The 16,552-nt window shown below is 63.9% G+C and carries 11 protein-coding genes; 5 read left to right on the top strand and 6 right to left on the bottom strand.

What is annotated here, in order from left to right:
• Positions 1-175 precede the first annotated feature (175 nt).
• A complete protein-coding gene (locus tag AC04SH_RS04120) occupies positions 176-1,750 on the top strand; it encodes an alkaline phosphatase D family protein (RefSeq protein ID WP_488574033.1) in 1,575 nt (524 codons plus the stop codon).
• A gap of 159 nt (positions 1,751-1,909) precedes the next feature.
• On the opposite strand, the gene AC04SH_RS04115 is transcribed toward AC04SH_RS04120, so the two are convergent.
• Complete coding sequence (locus tag AC04SH_RS04115) at positions 1,910-2,188, bottom strand: hypothetical protein (protein WP_488574032.1); 279 nt, start codon at positions 2,186-2,188, stop codon at positions 1,910-1,912.
• Positions 2,189-2,385: 197 nt separating this feature from the next.
• On the opposite strand from AC04SH_RS04115, the gene typA reads away from it, so the two are divergent.
• A complete protein-coding gene (gene typA / locus AC04SH_RS04110; protein ID WP_488574031.1) occupies positions 2,386-4,215 on the top strand; it encodes a translational GTPase TypA in 1,830 nt (609 codons plus the stop codon).
• A gap of 62 nt (positions 4,216-4,277) precedes the next feature.
• On the opposite strand, the gene AC04SH_RS04105 is transcribed toward typA, so the two are convergent.
• Together AC04SH_RS04105 and AC04SH_RS04100 are read right to left on the bottom strand one after the other, a co-directional pair.
• On the bottom strand, positions 4,278-4,904 hold the full coding sequence (locus AC04SH_RS04105; RefSeq protein ID WP_488574030.1) for a DUF1062 domain-containing protein: 627 nt from the start codon (positions 4,902-4,904) through the stop codon (positions 4,278-4,280).
• Positions 4,905-5,247: 343 nt separating this feature from the next.
• Positions 5,248-6,282: an L-idonate 5-dehydrogenase gene (locus AC04SH_RS04100; RefSeq protein WP_488574029.1), complete on the bottom strand. Its 1,035-nt coding sequence runs from the start codon at positions 6,280-6,282 to the stop codon at positions 5,248-5,250.
• A gap of 129 nt (positions 6,283-6,411) precedes the next feature.
• Here AC04SH_RS04100 and AC04SH_RS04095 point away from each other — a divergent pair, with 129 nt between their 5' ends.
• Positions 6,412-7,026 (top strand): LysE family translocator, encoded by a 615-nt coding sequence (locus AC04SH_RS04095; protein ID WP_488574028.1) that lies wholly within the window; start codon positions 6,412-6,414, stop codon positions 7,024-7,026.
• 9 nt (positions 7,027-7,035) lie between these two features.
• Here the strand turns inward: AC04SH_RS04095 and AC04SH_RS04090 are convergent, their stop codons facing one another.
• Together AC04SH_RS04090 and AC04SH_RS04085 are read right to left on the bottom strand one after the other, a co-directional pair.
• Complete coding sequence (locus AC04SH_RS04090; protein ID WP_112561310.1) at positions 7,036-7,362, bottom strand: YciI family protein; 327 nt, start codon at positions 7,360-7,362, stop codon at positions 7,036-7,038.
• Between the two features lie 135 nt (positions 7,363-7,497).
• On the bottom strand, positions 7,498-8,061 hold the full coding sequence (locus AC04SH_RS04085; RefSeq protein ID WP_477235319.1) for a peroxidase-related enzyme: 564 nt from the start codon (positions 8,059-8,061) through the stop codon (positions 7,498-7,500).
• A gap of 133 nt (positions 8,062-8,194) precedes the next feature.
• Between AC04SH_RS04085 and AC04SH_RS04080 the strand changes: the two genes are divergently transcribed.
• Both AC04SH_RS04080 and AC04SH_RS04075 read left to right on the top strand, forming a co-directional pair.
• Entirely contained in the window at positions 8,195-12,985 is a 4,791-nt protein-coding gene (locus tag AC04SH_RS04080) for an NAD-glutamate dehydrogenase (RefSeq protein WP_488574027.1), read from the top strand.
• Positions 12,986-13,224: 239 nt separating this feature from the next.
• Positions 13,225-14,604 (top strand): MFS transporter, encoded by a 1,380-nt coding sequence (locus tag AC04SH_RS04075; protein ID WP_488574026.1) that lies wholly within the window; start codon positions 13,225-13,227, stop codon positions 14,602-14,604.
• Positions 14,605-14,851: 247 nt separating this feature from the next.
• Here AC04SH_RS04075 and purH read toward each other — a convergent pair whose 3' ends face one another.
• Entirely contained in the window at positions 14,852-16,468 is a 1,617-nt protein-coding gene (gene purH / locus AC04SH_RS04070; RefSeq protein ID WP_488574025.1) for a bifunctional phosphoribosylaminoimidazolecarboxamide formyltransferase/IMP cyclohydrolase, read from the bottom strand.
• Positions 16,469-16,552: the final 84 nt, after the last annotated feature.

The raw sequence follows: 16,552 nt of genomic DNA, 5'->3' as shown, positions 1-16,552 counted from the left end.
GAGGAGGTCAGCGCTCTACGCGCGGCGACCCCCTCTGTCGCCTTTGGCGACATCTCCCCCTCGAGGGGGGAGAGATCACCTGTCCATTGTTATCAAAACTTCATCTTTCCGAGATGCAGCTGAAACATTGAGGCTGGACGCTGGTGGCGGACGTTCAAGCCATCAGGAGACAGCCATGAACAAGATCTCGATGACCCGCCGCGCTTTCGTCACCTCAGCGAGCGCTGCGGGTCTCCTCGGCGCATCGGGCCTCGCTTTGCCCTATTATTCGCGCGCCAGCCAGCGCCCGGCCTTTACCCATGGCGTCCAGTCCGGCGACGTCGATGCCTCGAGCGGTATGGTGTGGACGCGCACCGACCGTCCCTCGCGCGTCATGTTCGAGATATCGTCGACCGAGAATTTCGCCAACGCGACCCGGCTGGCGCCGCTCGATACCTCGCCGGCCAGCGACTTTACGGTCAAGCGGCTGCTCACCGACTTGGCTGCCGACCAGGACATCTTCTACCGCATGACGGCCGCTGACCTCGCCGACATCAATGTCGTTTCCGAGCCGATCGTCGGGCGCTTCCGCACTGCACCCGCCTCGAAGCGCGACATCAAATTCGCCTGGTCGGGCGACACGGCCGGCCAGGGCTGGGGCATCGACGAGACCGGCATGAAGACCTACGCCACCATCGCCAAGCACACGCCCGACTTCTTCCTGCATTCCGGCGACACGATCTATGCCGATGGCGCCATGAAGGATGAGGTCGACCTGCCTGGCGGCGGCAAATGGAAGAACGTCGTCCTCATCGACGGCAAGCGCAAGGTGGCCGAGACGCTGGACGAGTACCGCGACCAGTGGAAGTACAACATGATGGACAAGAACGTTCTCGCCCTGAGCGCCATCTGCCCGACCTTCTACCAGTGGGACGACCACGAAGTGTTGAACAACTGGTCGGATTCAAAGAATTTGAGCGCCGACAACCGCTACACCGAAAAATCCATCCATGTGCTGGCGGCGCGTGCGGCGCGCGCCTTCCATGAGATGACGACGATCCGCTATGAACCGTCGGAGCCGGGCCGCGTCTATCGCAAGATATCCCATGGGCCACTGCTCGACGTGTTCTTCCTCGACATGCGCTCCTATCGCGGCCCCAACGGCCCGGACATGCAGGACACCATGACGCCGGAGTCCCGTATGCTCGGCGAACAGCAGACGAAATGGCTGAAGCGCGAGCTGGCCAATTCCAAGGCCACCTGGAAGATCATAGCCGCCGACATGCCGCTCGGCCTCGTCGTCTGGGATGACGGCACCAAGAAGGTCGGCGCGGAAGCCGTCAGCAATGGCGACAATGGCCTGCCCAAGGGCCGCGAGCTCGAGATCGCCGACCTGTTGCGCTATATCAAGAACGCCGGCATCACCAACACGGTGTGGCTGACGGCCGACGTGCACTACACGGCCGCGCACTACTACAACCCCGACAAGGCGCAGTTCCAGGACTTCAACCCGTTCTGGGAATTCGTCTCCGGCCCGATCCACGCCGGCACGTTCGGCCCCAACGATCTCGACATGACGTTCGGTCCGGAGCTGAAATTCATTAAGGCGCCGACCGCCGAACAGGGCCAGAACCTGCCGCCATCGGCCGGCCTGCAGTTCTTTGGGTTGGTGGATATTTCAGGCGCGACCGAGCAGCTTACGGTGCGGCTGATGGATCGTGATGATAACGAGCTCTACAAGGTGACGCTGGATCCGGTGCGGTCGGCGTAGGCACTCTTTACCCTCCCCCTTGTGGGGAGGGTCGATCCGCGAAGCGGATCGGGGTGGGGGTCTTCCCACGCCGGCGCTTCACCCCCGCCCCGTCTCGCCAGCTTCGCTTTGCGAAGCCGCTCGCCGACCCTCCCCACAAGGGGGAGGGTAAAGCGACGGTCAATCCGGGTAGCAAACCGTCGGAATTTTCGGCCAAACGGCGCTGTCGCAGCCGGCGGCCTGCTGCTTTTGCCTGAAGGATGCGCTGACCGGGCCGGTGACCACGGGGTCGACGCCATCAGGGGCGTCGGCGAACATCTGCTCGGCCGTCTGGTCAGAGGGCGAGACTGGATTGGCTTCCTTCAGCGTCGCGGCCGATTGGGCAGCATTGGCCGCCAGCAGGGCAGCGAATGCGACCGAAGCGATGAGTGGCCAAAATCGGTTGAGTTTGTCGGTCATGAATTTCGAACTGCCCGGGCCCCGAAAGGTTCCCACTTTGGTTAACAAAACCATCTCACACCGAGATGCTTAAGATTTGATGAGTATTTGGTGATGCGCCTCCTCTTTCGCAATTGCGAAAAACCCTGTATGAGCCGCGCAACCGAAAGAGGCGGCGCCTTTTGGCCTGCTGCCTGCAACGCTCCCGAGACCACAACATGAAAATTCGTAATATCGCGATCATCGCGCACGTCGACCATGGAAAAACCACCCTCGTCGACCAGTTGCTCCGGCAATCCGGCTCCTTCCGCGACAATCAGCGCGTCGCCGAGCGCGCCATGGATTCCAACGACCTGGAAAAGGAACGCGGCATCACCATCCTGGCCAAGGCGACCTCGGTCGACTGGAAGGACACCCGCATCAACATCGTCGACACCCCCGGCCACGCCGATTTCGGCGGTGAGGTCGAGCGCATCCTGTCGATGGTGGACTCGGCCATCGTGCTGGTCGACGCCGCCGAGGGCCCGATGCCGCAGACCAAGTTCGTCGTCGGCAAGGCGCTCAAGGTCGGCCTGAAGCCGATCGTCGTCATCAACAAGATCGACCGCCCGGACGCCCGGCATGTCGAGGTGGTCAACGAGGTGTTCGACCTGTTTGCAGCACTCGACGCCACCGACGAGCAACTCGACTTCCCGATCCTCTACGGTTCGGGCCGCGATGGCTGGGTCTCAGAAAATCCGGAAGGCCCCAAGGATCAGCAGCTTGCGCCGCTGTTCGACCTCGTCATCAAGCATGTGCCGGAGCCGACGGTTCATCCCGGCCCGTTCCGCATGATTGGCACCATTCTGGAAGCCAATCCCTTCCTCGGCCGCATCATCACCGGCCGCATCGAGAGCGGCACGCTAAAGTCCAACATGGCCGTCAAGGTGCTGCACCATGACGGCACCCAGATCGAAACCGGACGTATTTCCAAGATCCTCGCCTTCCGCGGCCTCGAGCGCCAGCCAATCGAAGAGGCGCAGGCGGGTGACATCGTCGCCATTGCCGGCCTGTCGAAAGGCACCGTCGCCGACACGTTCTGCGACCCGAGCGTGAGCGAGCCGCTGCATGCGCAGCCGATCGATCCGCCGACCGTGACCATGTCCTTCCTCGTCAATGACAGCCCGCTCGCTGGCACCGAAGGCGACAAGGTGACCAGCCGCGTCATCCGCGACCGCCTGCTGCGCGAAGCCGAAGGCAATGTGGCGCTGAAGATCGAGGAGTCGCCCGACAAAGATTCGTTCTTCGTCTCCGGCCGCGGCGAATTGCAGCTGGCCGTGCTGATTGAGACGATGCGCCGCGAGGGTTTTGAAATCGCCGTGTCGCGTCCCCGCGTCGTCATGCAGAAGGGCGAGGACGGCGAATTGCTGGAGCCGGTCGAGGAAGTCGTCATCGACGTCGACGAGGAGCATGCCGGCGTCGTCGTGCAGAAAATGTCGGAGCGCAAGGCCGAGATGGTCGAACTGCGCCCCTCCGGCGGCAACCGCCAGCGCATCGTCTTCCACGCGCCGACACGCGGCCTGATCGGCTACCAGTCGGAATTGTTGACCGACACGCGCGGCACTGCCGTGATGAACCGGCTGTTCCACGCTTACGAAGCCTACAAGGGCGAGCTGCCCGGCCGCACCAATGGCGTGCTGATCTCCAACGAGCAGGGCGAGTCCGTCGCTTATGCCATGTGGAACCTGGAAGACCGCGGCCCGATGGTCATCGATCCCGGCGTCAAGGTCTATCAGGGCATGATCATCGGCATCCATAGCCGTGACAACGACCTTGAAGTGAACGTGCTGAAGGGCAAGAAGCTGACCAACATCCGCGCCGCCGGCAAGGATGAGGCGGTCAAGCTGACGCCGCCGATCCGCATGACTCTGGAGCGGGCGCTGGCCTGGATCCAGGACGACGAGCTGGTCGAGGTGACGCCGAAGACCATCCGCCTGCGCAAGCTCTATCTCGATCCGAACGAGCGCAAGCGCTTCGAGAAGTCTGCGAAAGTGGTCGGCGCGGCGTAATCGTCTGATTTTTCCGGATATGGGACGGGGCGAAGCACCAACATGCTTCGCCCCTTTTTCGTTTATCCGCTGGCCGCTGAGATAATGGCTTTGCGGTCGGCTTCGCCGGCGAGATCAATCAGCACGGTCGTGCCGTTGCGGGCCGGCTTGCGCAAAGCCTTGGCCCCTTCCGGATCAACCACCAGCAATCGCTTCTCCTCCAGCGCCTGAAGCCTCGACCGTGAGATGCCCAGCTCGCCGGCAAGCAAACGGTCAAGCCGCAGCGATGTCGGCATTTCAAGCGCAAGCCTGAGTTCAAGCGCGGTTACGCATTCGCCTTCGTCGCCGAGCCTGTGCTTGTGAACGGCGACGTCGGAGAATTCCTCGACGCGGCCAACCCGGCTTCGCAACGTCACGACATCGAAAGCATGGCGGCGGGCGAGGGCCGGGTCGTCGCTTTCAAGGGCGGCCAGCAGCGCCGGTTCGATGTCGCGGCGGTTGCAGCGTTCGAAAATGCCGAAATTCCACGAATTGTCGCAGTCGACACAGCGATAGATCAGCCAGACGTCGATGCGCTTGCCATTGGCGTTGACGCGGAATTTGTCGCTGCAGCAATAGGCTTTCACGGCGCCGCAGCGGTTGCAGTTGATGAGAGGTCGAGGTGCGATTTCGGGCGCAATCGCCCAGCGGATGCGCAAAGTGCCGGACATGCCGATAAGCCCTTCCCGTCGGGAAGTTCATCAGGCCGGCGATGTCGAGATGCCCATGCGGGCACGGCGTGGCGAGAGCTAGCTATGGTAGGAAGTCAGGTGTCACGGGCGGACCCACGCGACAGCGGTTCAGCAGTGCCAAACCGGTCTCGAACCGCCGCCTGAGGAACACATGAAAATGAAGCAGACACCGCTGATGCGGCGCCCTGCCAGGTGTGATCAGGGGGAGTTGGCGAGACCGGCGGTTACTGAGGCAAAGTGAAGCTCGAAATGAATGTCGGGACGGCTCTTCTAGCGACAAGATGCCACGCGGGCAAGGCTCATAGCGGGTGTTCCGCCATGCTCAGGCGAAGGCGATCTGCACCTTCATCGATTGGGTGCGGTCGCCGGCGATCTCGAACGCCGCAACCGCCTCGTCCATCGGATAGATGCCGGTCAGCAGGGGTTTGACGTCGACGCGACGGTTGTTGATCAGGTCGACGGCCAGCGCGAACTCGTCGTGGAAACGGAAGGAGCCGCGCATCTCGACCTCCTTGGCGACGATGAGGTTTTGCGGCAAGGACATGTCGCCGCCGAGGCCGAGCTGGACGAGTACGCCACGCGGCTTCATCACGTCGAGCCCCGCCCGCACCGCGCGCTCGTTGCCGGAGCATTCGAACATCACGTCGAAACTGCCCTTGTCGACATTGTAGGCCGCGAGCTTGTCGGCATCGGTGGCGACATTGATGGTGCGGTCGGCCCCGATCTCAAGGGCCTTGACCAGAACGGCGTCCATGACATCGGTGGCGACGATCTCGCGCGCGCCGTGGACGCGCGCGGCCAGGATGCAGAGCGCGCCGATCGGCCCGCTGCCGGTGACCAGCACCCGCTTGCCGAGCAGCGAGCCCGCGCGGTTGACGGCGTGCAGCGTCACGGCAAAGGGCTCGGCGAAGGCGGCTTCGTTGATGGAGACATGATCCGCTATTCTGTGGCACTGCCAGGCCTCGGCAACCAGGCGCTGGCGGAAGGCGCCCTGTATATGCGGCATCGGCATGGCGCTGCCGTAAAAGCGCATGTTGAGGCATTGGTTCTGCATGCCTTGCAGGCAGTAGCGGCAGGCATTGCAGGGCCGGCTGGGCGAAATCGCGACGCGGTCGCCGACGGCGAGGCTGGATACGCCGGCGCCAAGCGCTCTTACCGTGCCGGCGACCTCATGTCCCAGGATCATCGGCTCGCGCAGGCGCACGACGCCGAAGCCGCCATGATTGTAATAGTGCAGGTCCGAGCCGCAGATGCCGCCGGCCTCGACTGAAATCTCGACCTGTCCGGCGCCAGGTGTGCCCGGATCGGTCTCCTCGATGCGGAGGTCTTTCGCGGCGTGAATGACGATCGATTTCATGGCCGCGATCCTTTCTCAAACCACCGGTGCGGGCAAGGTGCGAGCGCTGGAATTTCTCGTAAGCTCTGGCCCATTCCAAATTGCGGCTGATCGGCTATCCTTCGCGCTCCAACGCTTGAAGGCTCCGCCATGCACCTCACCTCACTCCTGATCTTCGCCGCCGCTCTGTTCGTTGCCGCCGGCTCGCCCGGTCCGTCGATTGCGGCACTTGTCGCCCGCGTCATCTCGAAAGGCTTTCGCGATGTGTTCCCGTTTCTGCTCGCCATGTGGATCGGCGAGGGCATCTGGCTGTCGCTGGCGGTGTTCGGACTGGCCGTCGTGGCGCAAACCTTTCACTTCGCCTTCGTGGTCGTGAAATGGGTCGGTGTCGCCTACCTTGCTTACCTCGCCTGGAGGATGTGGACTGCACCGGTCGACGCCAGGGAAGGCGAGATGCCGCGCGAGGACTCTCCCGCAAAACTGTTCTTCGCCGGCATGGCGGTGACGCTCGGCAATCCCAAGATCATGATGTTCTATCTGGCGCTGCTGCCGACCATCATCGACCTCGCTTCGGTCAGCATTGTCGGCTGGGTCGAGCTGACGGCGACTATGGCGGTGGTGCTTATCGCCATCGATCTCGGCTGGGTGGTCGCGGCATCGCAGGCGCGCAAGCTATTGAAGAGCAAGCGCGCCATGAAGATCGCCAATCGCATCAGCGCCACGACGATGGCCGGCGCCGCCGCGGCGATCGCAGCGCGGTCCTGAACCGGCGCGTCAACCCATCATATTGAGGATCGGCGCGATCTCGACGTTGCAGTTCGGCTCCATCAGGATCGGACAATCCTTGGCCTTGCTGGTGGCGTCGTCGATGTCTTTCGCTTCGATGATTGAATAGCCGCCAGTCGGGTTGCTGCCGCCATTGTTCTCGACCTTGCCGCCGGGCAGAACGGTCTTCGACATGCCAACCGGATTGCCACGGTCGACCACAGCCGAACCAAGCTTGCCGAACCAGCCCGTCCAGGTGTCCGTCAACGCCTTTAGATCGGCCTCGTTCGCCGGCATCTTGCCGGAACCGTGATAGATGTAGAGAAACTTCGCCATGTTCTCCTCCCTTCGTCGGCGGCATCGAACCGGCATGCGGTCACGCCGCGTGCCGATCATCTGACCAAACCGCCAAACAAGCAACGGGGATGCGCGACCGCTAAAATACGGCGCGGCTGGGCGATAGAAGCACGGTTACCTCGCCATGGCGTGGTATTCGTCGTTCGGCCGCATGTCGATGGCCGCCGCCACGCGGTTGGACATGTTGAAGAAGGCGGCGGTCGAGGCGATGTCCCAGATGTCGCGGTTGCTGAAGCCGGCGTTGCGCAATGCCGCCCTGTCCGCCTCGACGATCTTTGCCGGCTCTTCGGTCAGCTTGACGGCGAATTCCAGCATCGCCGTCTGCTTCGGGGAAAGATTGGCGGCGCGGAAATTCATCACCATCATCTCGCCCAGCGCGGGGTCTCCGGAGAGCTGGCGCACCGCCGCGCCATGCGCGGTCAAGCAATAATAGCAATGGTTGATTGAGGAGACGACGACCGCGATCATCTCGCGCTCCAGCTTCGACAGGCCGGATTCACCCAACATCAGATCGTTGTAGGTGTCGGTAAAGGCGCGCAGCTTCTTCTCGTCGAAGGCATAGGCCAGAAGCACGTTGGGGACCAGGCCGAGCTTTTCCTCGCATTTGGCGAAATAGGCTTTTGTCGCCTCGCTGAGCTCCGCGATGCCGAGGTCAAGGGCGCTGATTTTGCCGGACATGGGGTCTTCCTCCTCGTTCATTGCCGCCTGACCGCCTGAATTCCCGACAATTCTTAGCGAGCCGTCAAACCTTTGTCGCCAAACGGCGGTCATCTGCTACCATAGTCGTAAAAGCATGTGACGGGAGGACATCATGGCGAGCGTGAAATCCGCAGCTAAGTCGAAGAAAAAAGCCAGCGCGGCGGTGAAGCCTGACGAGAAGTCGCCCAGGCTCGCCGACTATCTGTTGGCTCGCGCGCCGGCCGAAGACATTGCCGCCTATGACGCCGCCGACCTCGAGCGCGCCGCCAATCTGGCGGGACGGGCCGTCGCCGTCCACAAGAAAGGCCAAAGTGTTGTCGCCGTCGATACCGATTCCGGCGTCTCCCGCGAAGGCCGTCCGATGACGGTCATCACCGTCGTCAACGACAACATGCCGTTCCTGTTCGATTCGATCCTTGGCGAGATCACCGAGACATCAGGCGAACCGACTTTGGTTACCCATCCGGTCATCGTGGTGCGCCATGGCAAGACCGGCGTCGACGAGATCCTCGGCGACGGCAGCGCTCTCAAGGACGACGGCAATCACGACCGGCTGAGCGTCGTTCATGTCCACATTCCCCGCCTGACGGCGGAACAGGCGAATGCGCTGGCCGATCGCTTGCGCAAGATGCTCACCCAGGTGCGCGCCGCGGTCAGCGACTGGAAGCCGATGCTGGCCCGTCTCGACCAGGCGATTTCCGAATTCCGCTATTCCGCCGTGCCATTGGACAAGAAGAGCGTCGCCGAGGCGATCGCCTTCCTGGAGTGGCTGCGCGACGACAATTTCACCTTCCTCGGCATGCGTGAGTTCAAATACACCGGCGGCGCGGAGAGCGGTAATCTGGAACGCGCCGACAAGCCCGGCCTCGGCATCCTCTCCGACCCCGACGTGCTGGTGCTCAGGCGCGGCACAGAAGCCGTGACGACGACGCCCGAGATCCGCGCCTTCCTGCATGGGCCGGAGCCGCTGATCGTCACCAAGGCCAATGCCAAGTCGCTGGTGCACCGGCGCATCTATCTCGACTATATCGGCGTCAAGACCTACACCGCCAAGGGCACGCTTGCCGGCGAACTGCGCATCGTTGGCCTGTTCACCTCGACCGCCTACACGCGCTCGGTGATGAAGATCCCGTATCTGCGGTCGAAGGCTGAGACCATCATCGCCAAGTCCGGTTTCGACCGGCACGACCATTCCGGCAAGGCGCTGATCAACGTCTTGGAGAGCTATCCGCGCGACGAACTGTTCCAGGTGCCGGTGCCCGTCCTGAAGAAGCACGCGGCAGCCATACTCGGCCTGATCGAGCGGCCACGGGTGCGGGCGCTGGTGCGCGCCGACCAGTTCGACCGCTTTGTCTCTGTTCTCGTCTTCGTGCCGCGTGACCGCTATGACAGCGTCGTGCGCGAGAAGATCGGCACCTATCTCAAGACGGTGTTCGAGGGCCGTTTGTCGGCTTACTATCCGGCCTTCCCCGAAGGCGGGCTGACGCGTGTTCACTTCATCATCGGCCGTTCCGGCGGCAAGACGCCGAAGGTCGAGCAGGCGGCGATCGAGGCGGCTATCCGCGACATCGTGCGCACCTGGGACGATGCGCTGGCCGAAGCCGCTGAAGACGGCGGCAGCGATCAAGCGCTGAAAGCCATCGCCGCGCGGTTTCCGGAGAGCTATCGCGATTCCTTCAGTGCTGCCGTGGCGCTAGCCGATGCCGGGCGCATCGCCAGCATCAGCGACGCCAATCCGATCGCCATCGATTACTACCGGCATGCCGAGCAGAAGCCCCACCAGGCGGCGCTGAAGATCTACCATCATGGCAGCCCGGTGGCGCTGTCGCGGCGGGTGCCGGTGCTGGAAAACATCGGTTTCCGCGTCATCAGCGAGCGAACGTTCGAAGTCGGCGAAGATGGCGGCGACACGGTCTTCGTCCACGACATGGAGTTGGAGAACAGCTACGGCAAGCCGATCGACCTCACCGGTGGCGGGGCGCTGTTCGAGGACGCCTTCCTGTCGGTGTGGCGCGGTGATATCGACAATGACAGCTACAACGGCCTTGCCCAGACCGCCGGCCTGTGGTCGAGCGAAGTCACCGTCCTGCGCGCCTATGGCCGCTATCTGCAGCAGGCCGGCATCCCGCAGAGCCAGGATTTCATTGCCGCCGCACTCAACCGCTACCCCGACATTGCGCGCGGCCTGCATGCGCTGTTTGTCGCCCGCCTCGGCCCGACGGCCGCGACGGAAGGCGTGGTTGCCGCCAAGCACCTCAAGGCCAAGATCAAGGACGCCCTGGAAGAGGTGCCCAACATCGACGACGACACCATCATCCGCCGCTACCTCAATCTGATCGAATCTTCGCTGCGTACAAACCATTTCGTCGCCGAAACGAAGGCGAGGGGCCAGTCGCTGGCGATCAAGCTCGATTCGCAGGCGGTCGAAGGCCTGCCGGCGCCACGGCCATGGCGCGAGGTCTTCGTCTACGGCTCCGAAGTCGAGGGCGTGCATCTGCGCTTCGGCCCGGTGGCGCGCGGCGGCCTGCGCTGGTCGGACCGCGCCCAGGATTACCGCACCGAAGTGCTCGGCCTGGTCAAGGCGCAACAGGTCAAGAACGCCGTTATCGTACCGGTCGGCGCCAAGGGCGGTTTCTTCCCCAAACGCCTGCCCGCTGGCGGCAGCCGCGACGCCCTCTTCGAGGCCGGCACCTCGGCCTACAAGAACTTCGTCTCCAGCCTGCTGTCGATCACCGACAATATCGGCCTCGACGGCGTCATTCCGCCGGCCGGCGTTGTCAGGCGCGACCCCGACGATCCCTATTTCGTCGTTGCCGCCGACAAGGGCACGGCGACCTTCTCCGACACCGCCAACGCTATCTCGGAGAAGCATGGCTTCTGGCTCGACGACGCCTTCGCCAGCGGCGGCTCGGCCGGCTACGACCACAAGAAGATGGGCATCACCGCAAAGGGCGCCTGGGAAGCGGTGAAGCGGCATTTCCGCGAGATGAACCGCGACATCCAGACCTCCCCCTTTACCGTCGTCGGCGTCGGCGACATGTCGGGCGACGTGTTCGGCAACGGCATGCTGTTGTCGCCGCAGACCAGGCTGATCGCCGCCTTCGACCATCGCGACATCTTCATCGATCCCGATCCGGACAGGGTGGCGTCGATGGCCGAGCGTGAGCGCATGTTCGCACTGCCGCGTTCGAGTTGGCAGGATTACGACAAGACCAAACTGTCGGAAGGCGGCGTGATCGTCTCGCGCAGCCAGAAGTCGATCACGCTGCCGCCGGCGGCAGCCGCCGCGGTCGGCCTCACCAAGACCACCGCGACTCCGGTCGAGATCATGACCGCCATCCTCAAGGCGAATGTCGATCTGTTGTGGTTCGGTGGCATCGGCACTTACTTGCGGGCCACCAGTGAAACCAACGCCGATGTCGGCGACCGCGCCAATGACGCCATCCGCATCACAGCGCTCGATGTCCGGGCGAAAGTGATCGGCGAGGGCGCTAATCTCGGCGTTACGCAGCGTGCCCGCATCGAGTTCGGCATGAATGGCGGCCGCTGCAATTCCGACGCCATCGACAATTCCGGTGGCGTCAATTGCTCTGACGTCGAGGTCAACATCAAGATTGCGCTGGCGTCGGCCATGCGCAAGGGATCGCTGACCCGGCCGGCCCGCAACAAATTGCTGGCTGAGATGACCGACGAGGTCAGCGGGCTGGTGCTGTCCAACAATTACGAACAGACGCTGGCGCTTTCGATCGCCCGCAAGCGCGGCCTCGCCGACATCGCGCATCAGAGCCGTTTCATGACGGCGCTCGAGGCGCGCGGCCTGCTCGACCGCGCCGTCGAGACACTGCCGTCGCCGGCCGCCCTTGCCGAGCGCGAGGCGCGCGGCGAGCCGCTGACCCGGGCCGAACTCGGCGTGCTGCTTGCCTATGCCAAGATCGTGCTGTTTTCCGACATCGTCGCCAGCGACGTGCCGGACGACGCGCATTTCGACCGCGATCTGATGGGCTATTTCCCCGACCGGATGGCGAAGAAATACGCCGCCGAGATCCACGGTCACCGGCTGCGCCGCGAGATCATCGCCCGCGTCGTCGCCAACGATCTGGTCAATCGCGGCGGTCCGTCCTTCGTCAACCGGCTGCAGGAAGCCACGGGGCGCAGCGCCGCCGACGTGGTGCGGACCTTTGCCGTGGTGCGCGATGGCTTTGCCCTGCCGGCGCTCTACCGCGAGATCGATGCGCTGGACAGCCAGATCGACGGCCAGGTGCAGCTCGACCTCTATCAGTCGGTCAGCCGGCTTATCTTTGTGACCAGCGGCTGGTATCTGAAGAACGATGCCGGCACCGCAGCGCTCGGCCAGCGCATCGCCGAATTGCAGGAGGCGCGCAAGGCGCTGGAGCCGAAGCTCGTCTCGCTGCTGCCGGCCTTCTCGCGCGAGCGGATCGAGGAGCGGCGGCACGGCCTGTTCAAGGCCGGCGCGCCGGAGAGGCTGGCTGAAAAGCTGGCGCTGGCCGATCTGGCGGAACTGATCCCCGATATCGCACTGACGTCGCGCATGGCCAATGCCGACATCGTTGCGGCGGCCAAGGCGTTCTTTGCCGTCAGCGATGCCTTCCGCATTCCGCGCGTCGAGGACGCGGCGCGGTCGATCACGCCGTCGGACTATTACGACCAGCTGGCGCTGTCCCGCGCCACAGACACGATCGGCGCGGCGCGACGCGGCATCGCGGTCGCCGCTCTCACCGGCCATGCCGGCACGGCGGACCCGGTGGCGGCCTGGCTGGAGGCCGGCGGCGAGCGGGTGGCGCGCATCCGCGAACGCCTGCAGGCTCTGACCGAAGGCGGCGACATCACCGTGTCGCGGTTGTCGGTTGCGTCCGGGCTGATGAGCGATCTGACGGGGATGTGAGGCCTTACCCTCCCTCTTGTGGGGAGGGTCGCTGCGAAGCAGCGGGGTGGGGGCGCGGCACCGACCCCCACCCGGACACTACGGTCCGAACTCCCCACAAGGGGGAGGTAGGGCGTCGTGCCTTTCTTCGGGAGAGAATGCCGGCAGGCAGGCGAGGCGCCGACCTGGGTGGTTTGCAAGACAATGCGAAACATGCAGACATGGCGCCCGACACGGGCGGAGCGGATGTCGGGGGAACCATGGCGGCAGTAGAAACAGTGCAGCGGGCATCCGGGCGCGGCATCTGGGGATGGATGCTGTTCGACTGGGCGGCGCAGCCGTTTTTCACCGTCGTCACCACCTTTATCTTCGGCCCGTATTTCGTCTCGCGCATGGCCAGCGATCCCGAAAGCGGCCAGGCCGCCTGGGGCTATGGCATTGCCGCCGCGGGCCTGGTCATCGCCGTTCTGTCCCCGATCCTCGGCTCGATTGCCGACCAGACCGGCCCACGCAAACCATGGATCGCCTTCTTCGCCTCGATCAAGATCATCAGTCTTTGCCTGCTGTGGTTCGCCGCTCCCGGCTCGAACCTGTTCCTGGTGGTGCTGTTCTTCTCGCTGGCTTCAGTCGCGGCGGAATTCTCGACCGTGTTCAACGATTCGATGATGCCGCGCCTGGTGCCGAAGAGCGAGATCGGCCACATCTCGAATATGGCCTGGGGCCTCGGCTATCTCGGCGGCATGATCGCGCTGATCTTCGTCGTCACCTGTCTGGCTGGCTCAGCGGAGACCGGCAAGACGATCATCGGCATCGAGCCTCTGTTCGGGCTCGACCCGAAACTCGGCGAGGACGCGCGCGCCACCGGGCCGCTTTCGGCTGGCTGGTATTTCCTGTTCATCCTGCCGATGTTCCTCTTCACGCCGGACGCCATCAAAGGCATTCCGATCGTGCCGGCGGTTCGCGAAGGCCTGTCGGAGCTGAAGTCGACACTGACCGAAGTGCGCCAGCGCAGCGGCATCCTTCGCTTCCTTGTCGCTCGCATGATCTATCAGGACGGCGTCAACGCGCTGCTCGCCTTGGGCGGCACCTTTGCGGCGGCCATGTTCCACTGGTCGATCACCGAGATCGGCATGTTCGGCATCATCCTCAATGTCGTCGCTATCGTCGGCTGCCTGGTTGCCGCGCGTCTCGACACCGCGCTCGGCTCCAAGACGATCGTGATGATTTCGCTCGTCATGCTCAGCCTCGCCACCATCGGCATCGTTTCGACCGGGCCTGGTTACACGCTGTTCGGCGCCTGGATGATGCCGGGAGCCGATAGCGGCGGCCTGTTTGGCACGGCGGCGGAAAAGGCCTACATCTTCTACGGCTTGTTGATCGGGCTGGCCTTCGGGCCGGTGCAGGCATCGTCGCGCTCCTATATGGCGCGTAGCGTGACCGCTGCCGAGTCCGGCCGCTATTTCGGCATCTATGCGCTGGCCGGAAGGGCGACCAGTTTCCTGGCGCCGTTCATGGTGGCCTCGATTACGCTCGCCAGCGGCTCAGCGCGACTGGGGATGGCGGCGATCGTGCTATTCCTCGGCGTGGGGATCGCGATATTGATCTGGACGCCATACCCGGCGGATCAGCCGGTGGAGTGAGCTTTACCCTCCCCTTGTGGGGGCGAGAAGCGGTCCGCGGAGCGGACAAAAAAGCCAATTGCTTGGCTTTTTAAGCTTCGAACGCCCTGAGCCATGCGAAGGGCCGGCCAGCGATAAGAATCCGTCCTGCCGGGTCCCCGCTGCTCCGCTGCGTCCCGCCGTTCACCGGCCTTTCATCGTGCCACTGCACGATGAATTCGCTTCGCGAACTGGCTGCTCACCCATCGAGGGGAGGGTAAAGGTAGCGCTAATGCCTGAAATGCCTCACACCCGTAAACACCATCGCGATGCCATGCTCATCGGCAGCGGCGATGACGTCTTCGTCGCGCATCGAGCCGCCGGGCTGGATGACGGCGGTGGCGCCGGCTTCGATGGCTGAGATCAGCCCATCGGCGAACGGGAAGAAGGCATCGGAGGCAACCACCGAGCCCTTGGTCAGCGGCTCGGCGAGACCGGCCGCCTCGGCGGCGTCGAGCGCCTTGCGGGCGGCGATGCGCGAGGAATCGACGCGGCTCATCTGGCCGGCGCCGATGCCGACGGTGGCGCCGTCCCTGGCGTAGACGATGGCGTTCGACTTGACATGCTTGGCGATGCGGAAAGCGAATTTCAGGTCGGCCATTTCAGCCGCCGTTGGGGCGCGCCTGGTCACCACCTTGAGTTCGAGGTCGTCGACCACCGCATTGTCGCGGCCCTGGACGAGCATGCCGCCGGCGACGGATTTCACTGTAGTGCCGGCAGAACGCGGATCGGGCAGGCCGCCGGTGACCAGCAGGCGCAAATTCTTCCTGGCGGCAACGATGCGGACGGCGTCTTCCGAGGCGTTCGGCGCGATGATCACTTCGGTGAAGGTTTTCACGATCTCCTCGGCCGCCTCTGCATCGAGAATGCGGTTCATCGCAACGATTCCGCCAAAGGCCGAGACCGGATCGCAGGCCAGCGCCCTTGCATAGGCTGCGGTCAGCGAAGCGCCTTCGGCGACGCCGCACGGGTTGGCGTGCTTGATGATCGCCACCGCGGCGCAGCGGTTGGGATCGAACTCGCCGACCAGTTCGAAGGCGGCGTCGGTGTCGTTGATGTTGTTGTAGGACAGCTGCTTGCCCTGCAACTGGCGGGCCGTGGCGACTCCCGGCCGCTTGTCGCCATTGACGTAGAAGCCGGCGCTCTGATGCGGGTTCTCGCCATAGCGCATGACGCTCTCCAGCCGGCCGCCAAAGGCGCGCCAGGTCGGATGCTCGATCTCCAGCGTCTCGGCGAACCAGCCGGAGATTGCCGCGTCGTAGCTGGCGGTGCGGGCAAAGGCCTTGGCCGCCAGCTTCTTGCGGAAATCCAGCGACAGTGAGCCGATGTTCATTTCCAGCGCATTGAGCACCGAGGCGTAGTCGCCGGGATCGGTGACGATGGCGACATAGGCGTGGTTCTTGGCCGAGGCGCGGATCATGGCCGGGCCGCCAATGTCGATGTTCTCTACGATCGCCGCATAGTCGGCGCCGGAGCGGCGGACCTCCTCGAACGGGTAGAGATTGGAGACGAGGAGATCGATTGGCTCGATGCCGTGATCGTGCATGGCTTTGGAGTGCTCCGGATCGTCGCGCACGCCGAGCAGCGCGCCATGCACCGACGGATGCAGCGTCTTGACACGGCCGTCCATGATCTCGGGAAAGCCGGTCAGCTCGGAAACGTCGCGCACGGCCAGCCCCGCTTCGGCGATCGCTTTTGCCGTGCCGCCGGTCGACACCAGCTCGACGCCCGCCGCGGCCAGGCCTTTGGCGAAGTCGATCAGGCCGGTCTTGTCGAAAACGGAAAGCAGGGCGCGGCGGACCGGAACGAGGTCGGGTGCCGGAATGTTCTTGGCGGCGACGGCCATGGGCTGGCGGCCTTTCAGGGCTGATTGGAGAGCGTTGCGGGGCCGTAGCACATGAGGTCAGGAAATCAAGCCGGAAGCTCGGGT

The sequence above is a fragment of the Mesorhizobium sp. CNPSo 4688 genome, assembly GCF_057784295.1.
Note: the sequence above shows the minus strand (reverse complement) of the source record. Positions and strands in the feature narration are given on the sequence as shown.

Excerpts from the sequence above, each read along its gene's own strand:
- AC04SH_RS04120 (WP_488574033.1), top strand. The coding sequence starts at position 176 with ATGAACAAGATCTCGATGACCCGCCGCGCTTTCGTCACCTCAGCGAGC.
- AC04SH_RS04115 (WP_488574032.1), bottom strand. The coding sequence starts at position 2,188 with ATGACCGACAAACTCAACCGATTTTGGCCACTCATCGCTTCGGTCGCA.
- typA (WP_488574031.1), top strand. The coding sequence starts at position 2,386 with ATGAAAATTCGTAATATCGCGATCATCGCGCACGTCGACCATGGAAAA.
- AC04SH_RS04105 (WP_488574030.1), bottom strand. The coding sequence starts at position 4,904 with ATGTCCGGCACTTTGCGCATCCGCTGGGCGATTGCGCCCGAAATCGCA.
- AC04SH_RS04100 (WP_488574029.1), bottom strand. The coding sequence starts at position 6,282 with ATGAAATCGATCGTCATTCACGCCGCGAAAGACCTCCGCATCGAGGAG.
- AC04SH_RS04095 (WP_488574028.1), top strand. The coding sequence starts at position 6,412 with ATGCACCTCACCTCACTCCTGATCTTCGCCGCCGCTCTGTTCGTTGCC.
- AC04SH_RS04090 (WP_112561310.1), bottom strand. The coding sequence starts at position 7,362 with ATGGCGAAGTTTCTCTACATCTATCACGGTTCCGGCAAGATGCCGGCG.
- AC04SH_RS04085 (WP_477235319.1), bottom strand. The coding sequence starts at position 8,061 with ATGTCCGGCAAAATCAGCGCCCTTGACCTCGGCATCGCGGAGCTCAGC.
- AC04SH_RS04080 (WP_488574027.1), top strand. The coding sequence starts at position 8,195 with ATGGCGAGCGTGAAATCCGCAGCTAAGTCGAAGAAAAAAGCCAGCGCG.
- AC04SH_RS04075 (WP_488574026.1), top strand. The coding sequence starts at position 13,225 with ATGGCGGCAGTAGAAACAGTGCAGCGGGCATCCGGGCGCGGCATCTGG.
- purH (WP_488574025.1), bottom strand. The coding sequence starts at position 16,468 with ATGGCCGTCGCCGCCAAGAACATTCCGGCACCCGACCTCGTTCCGGTC.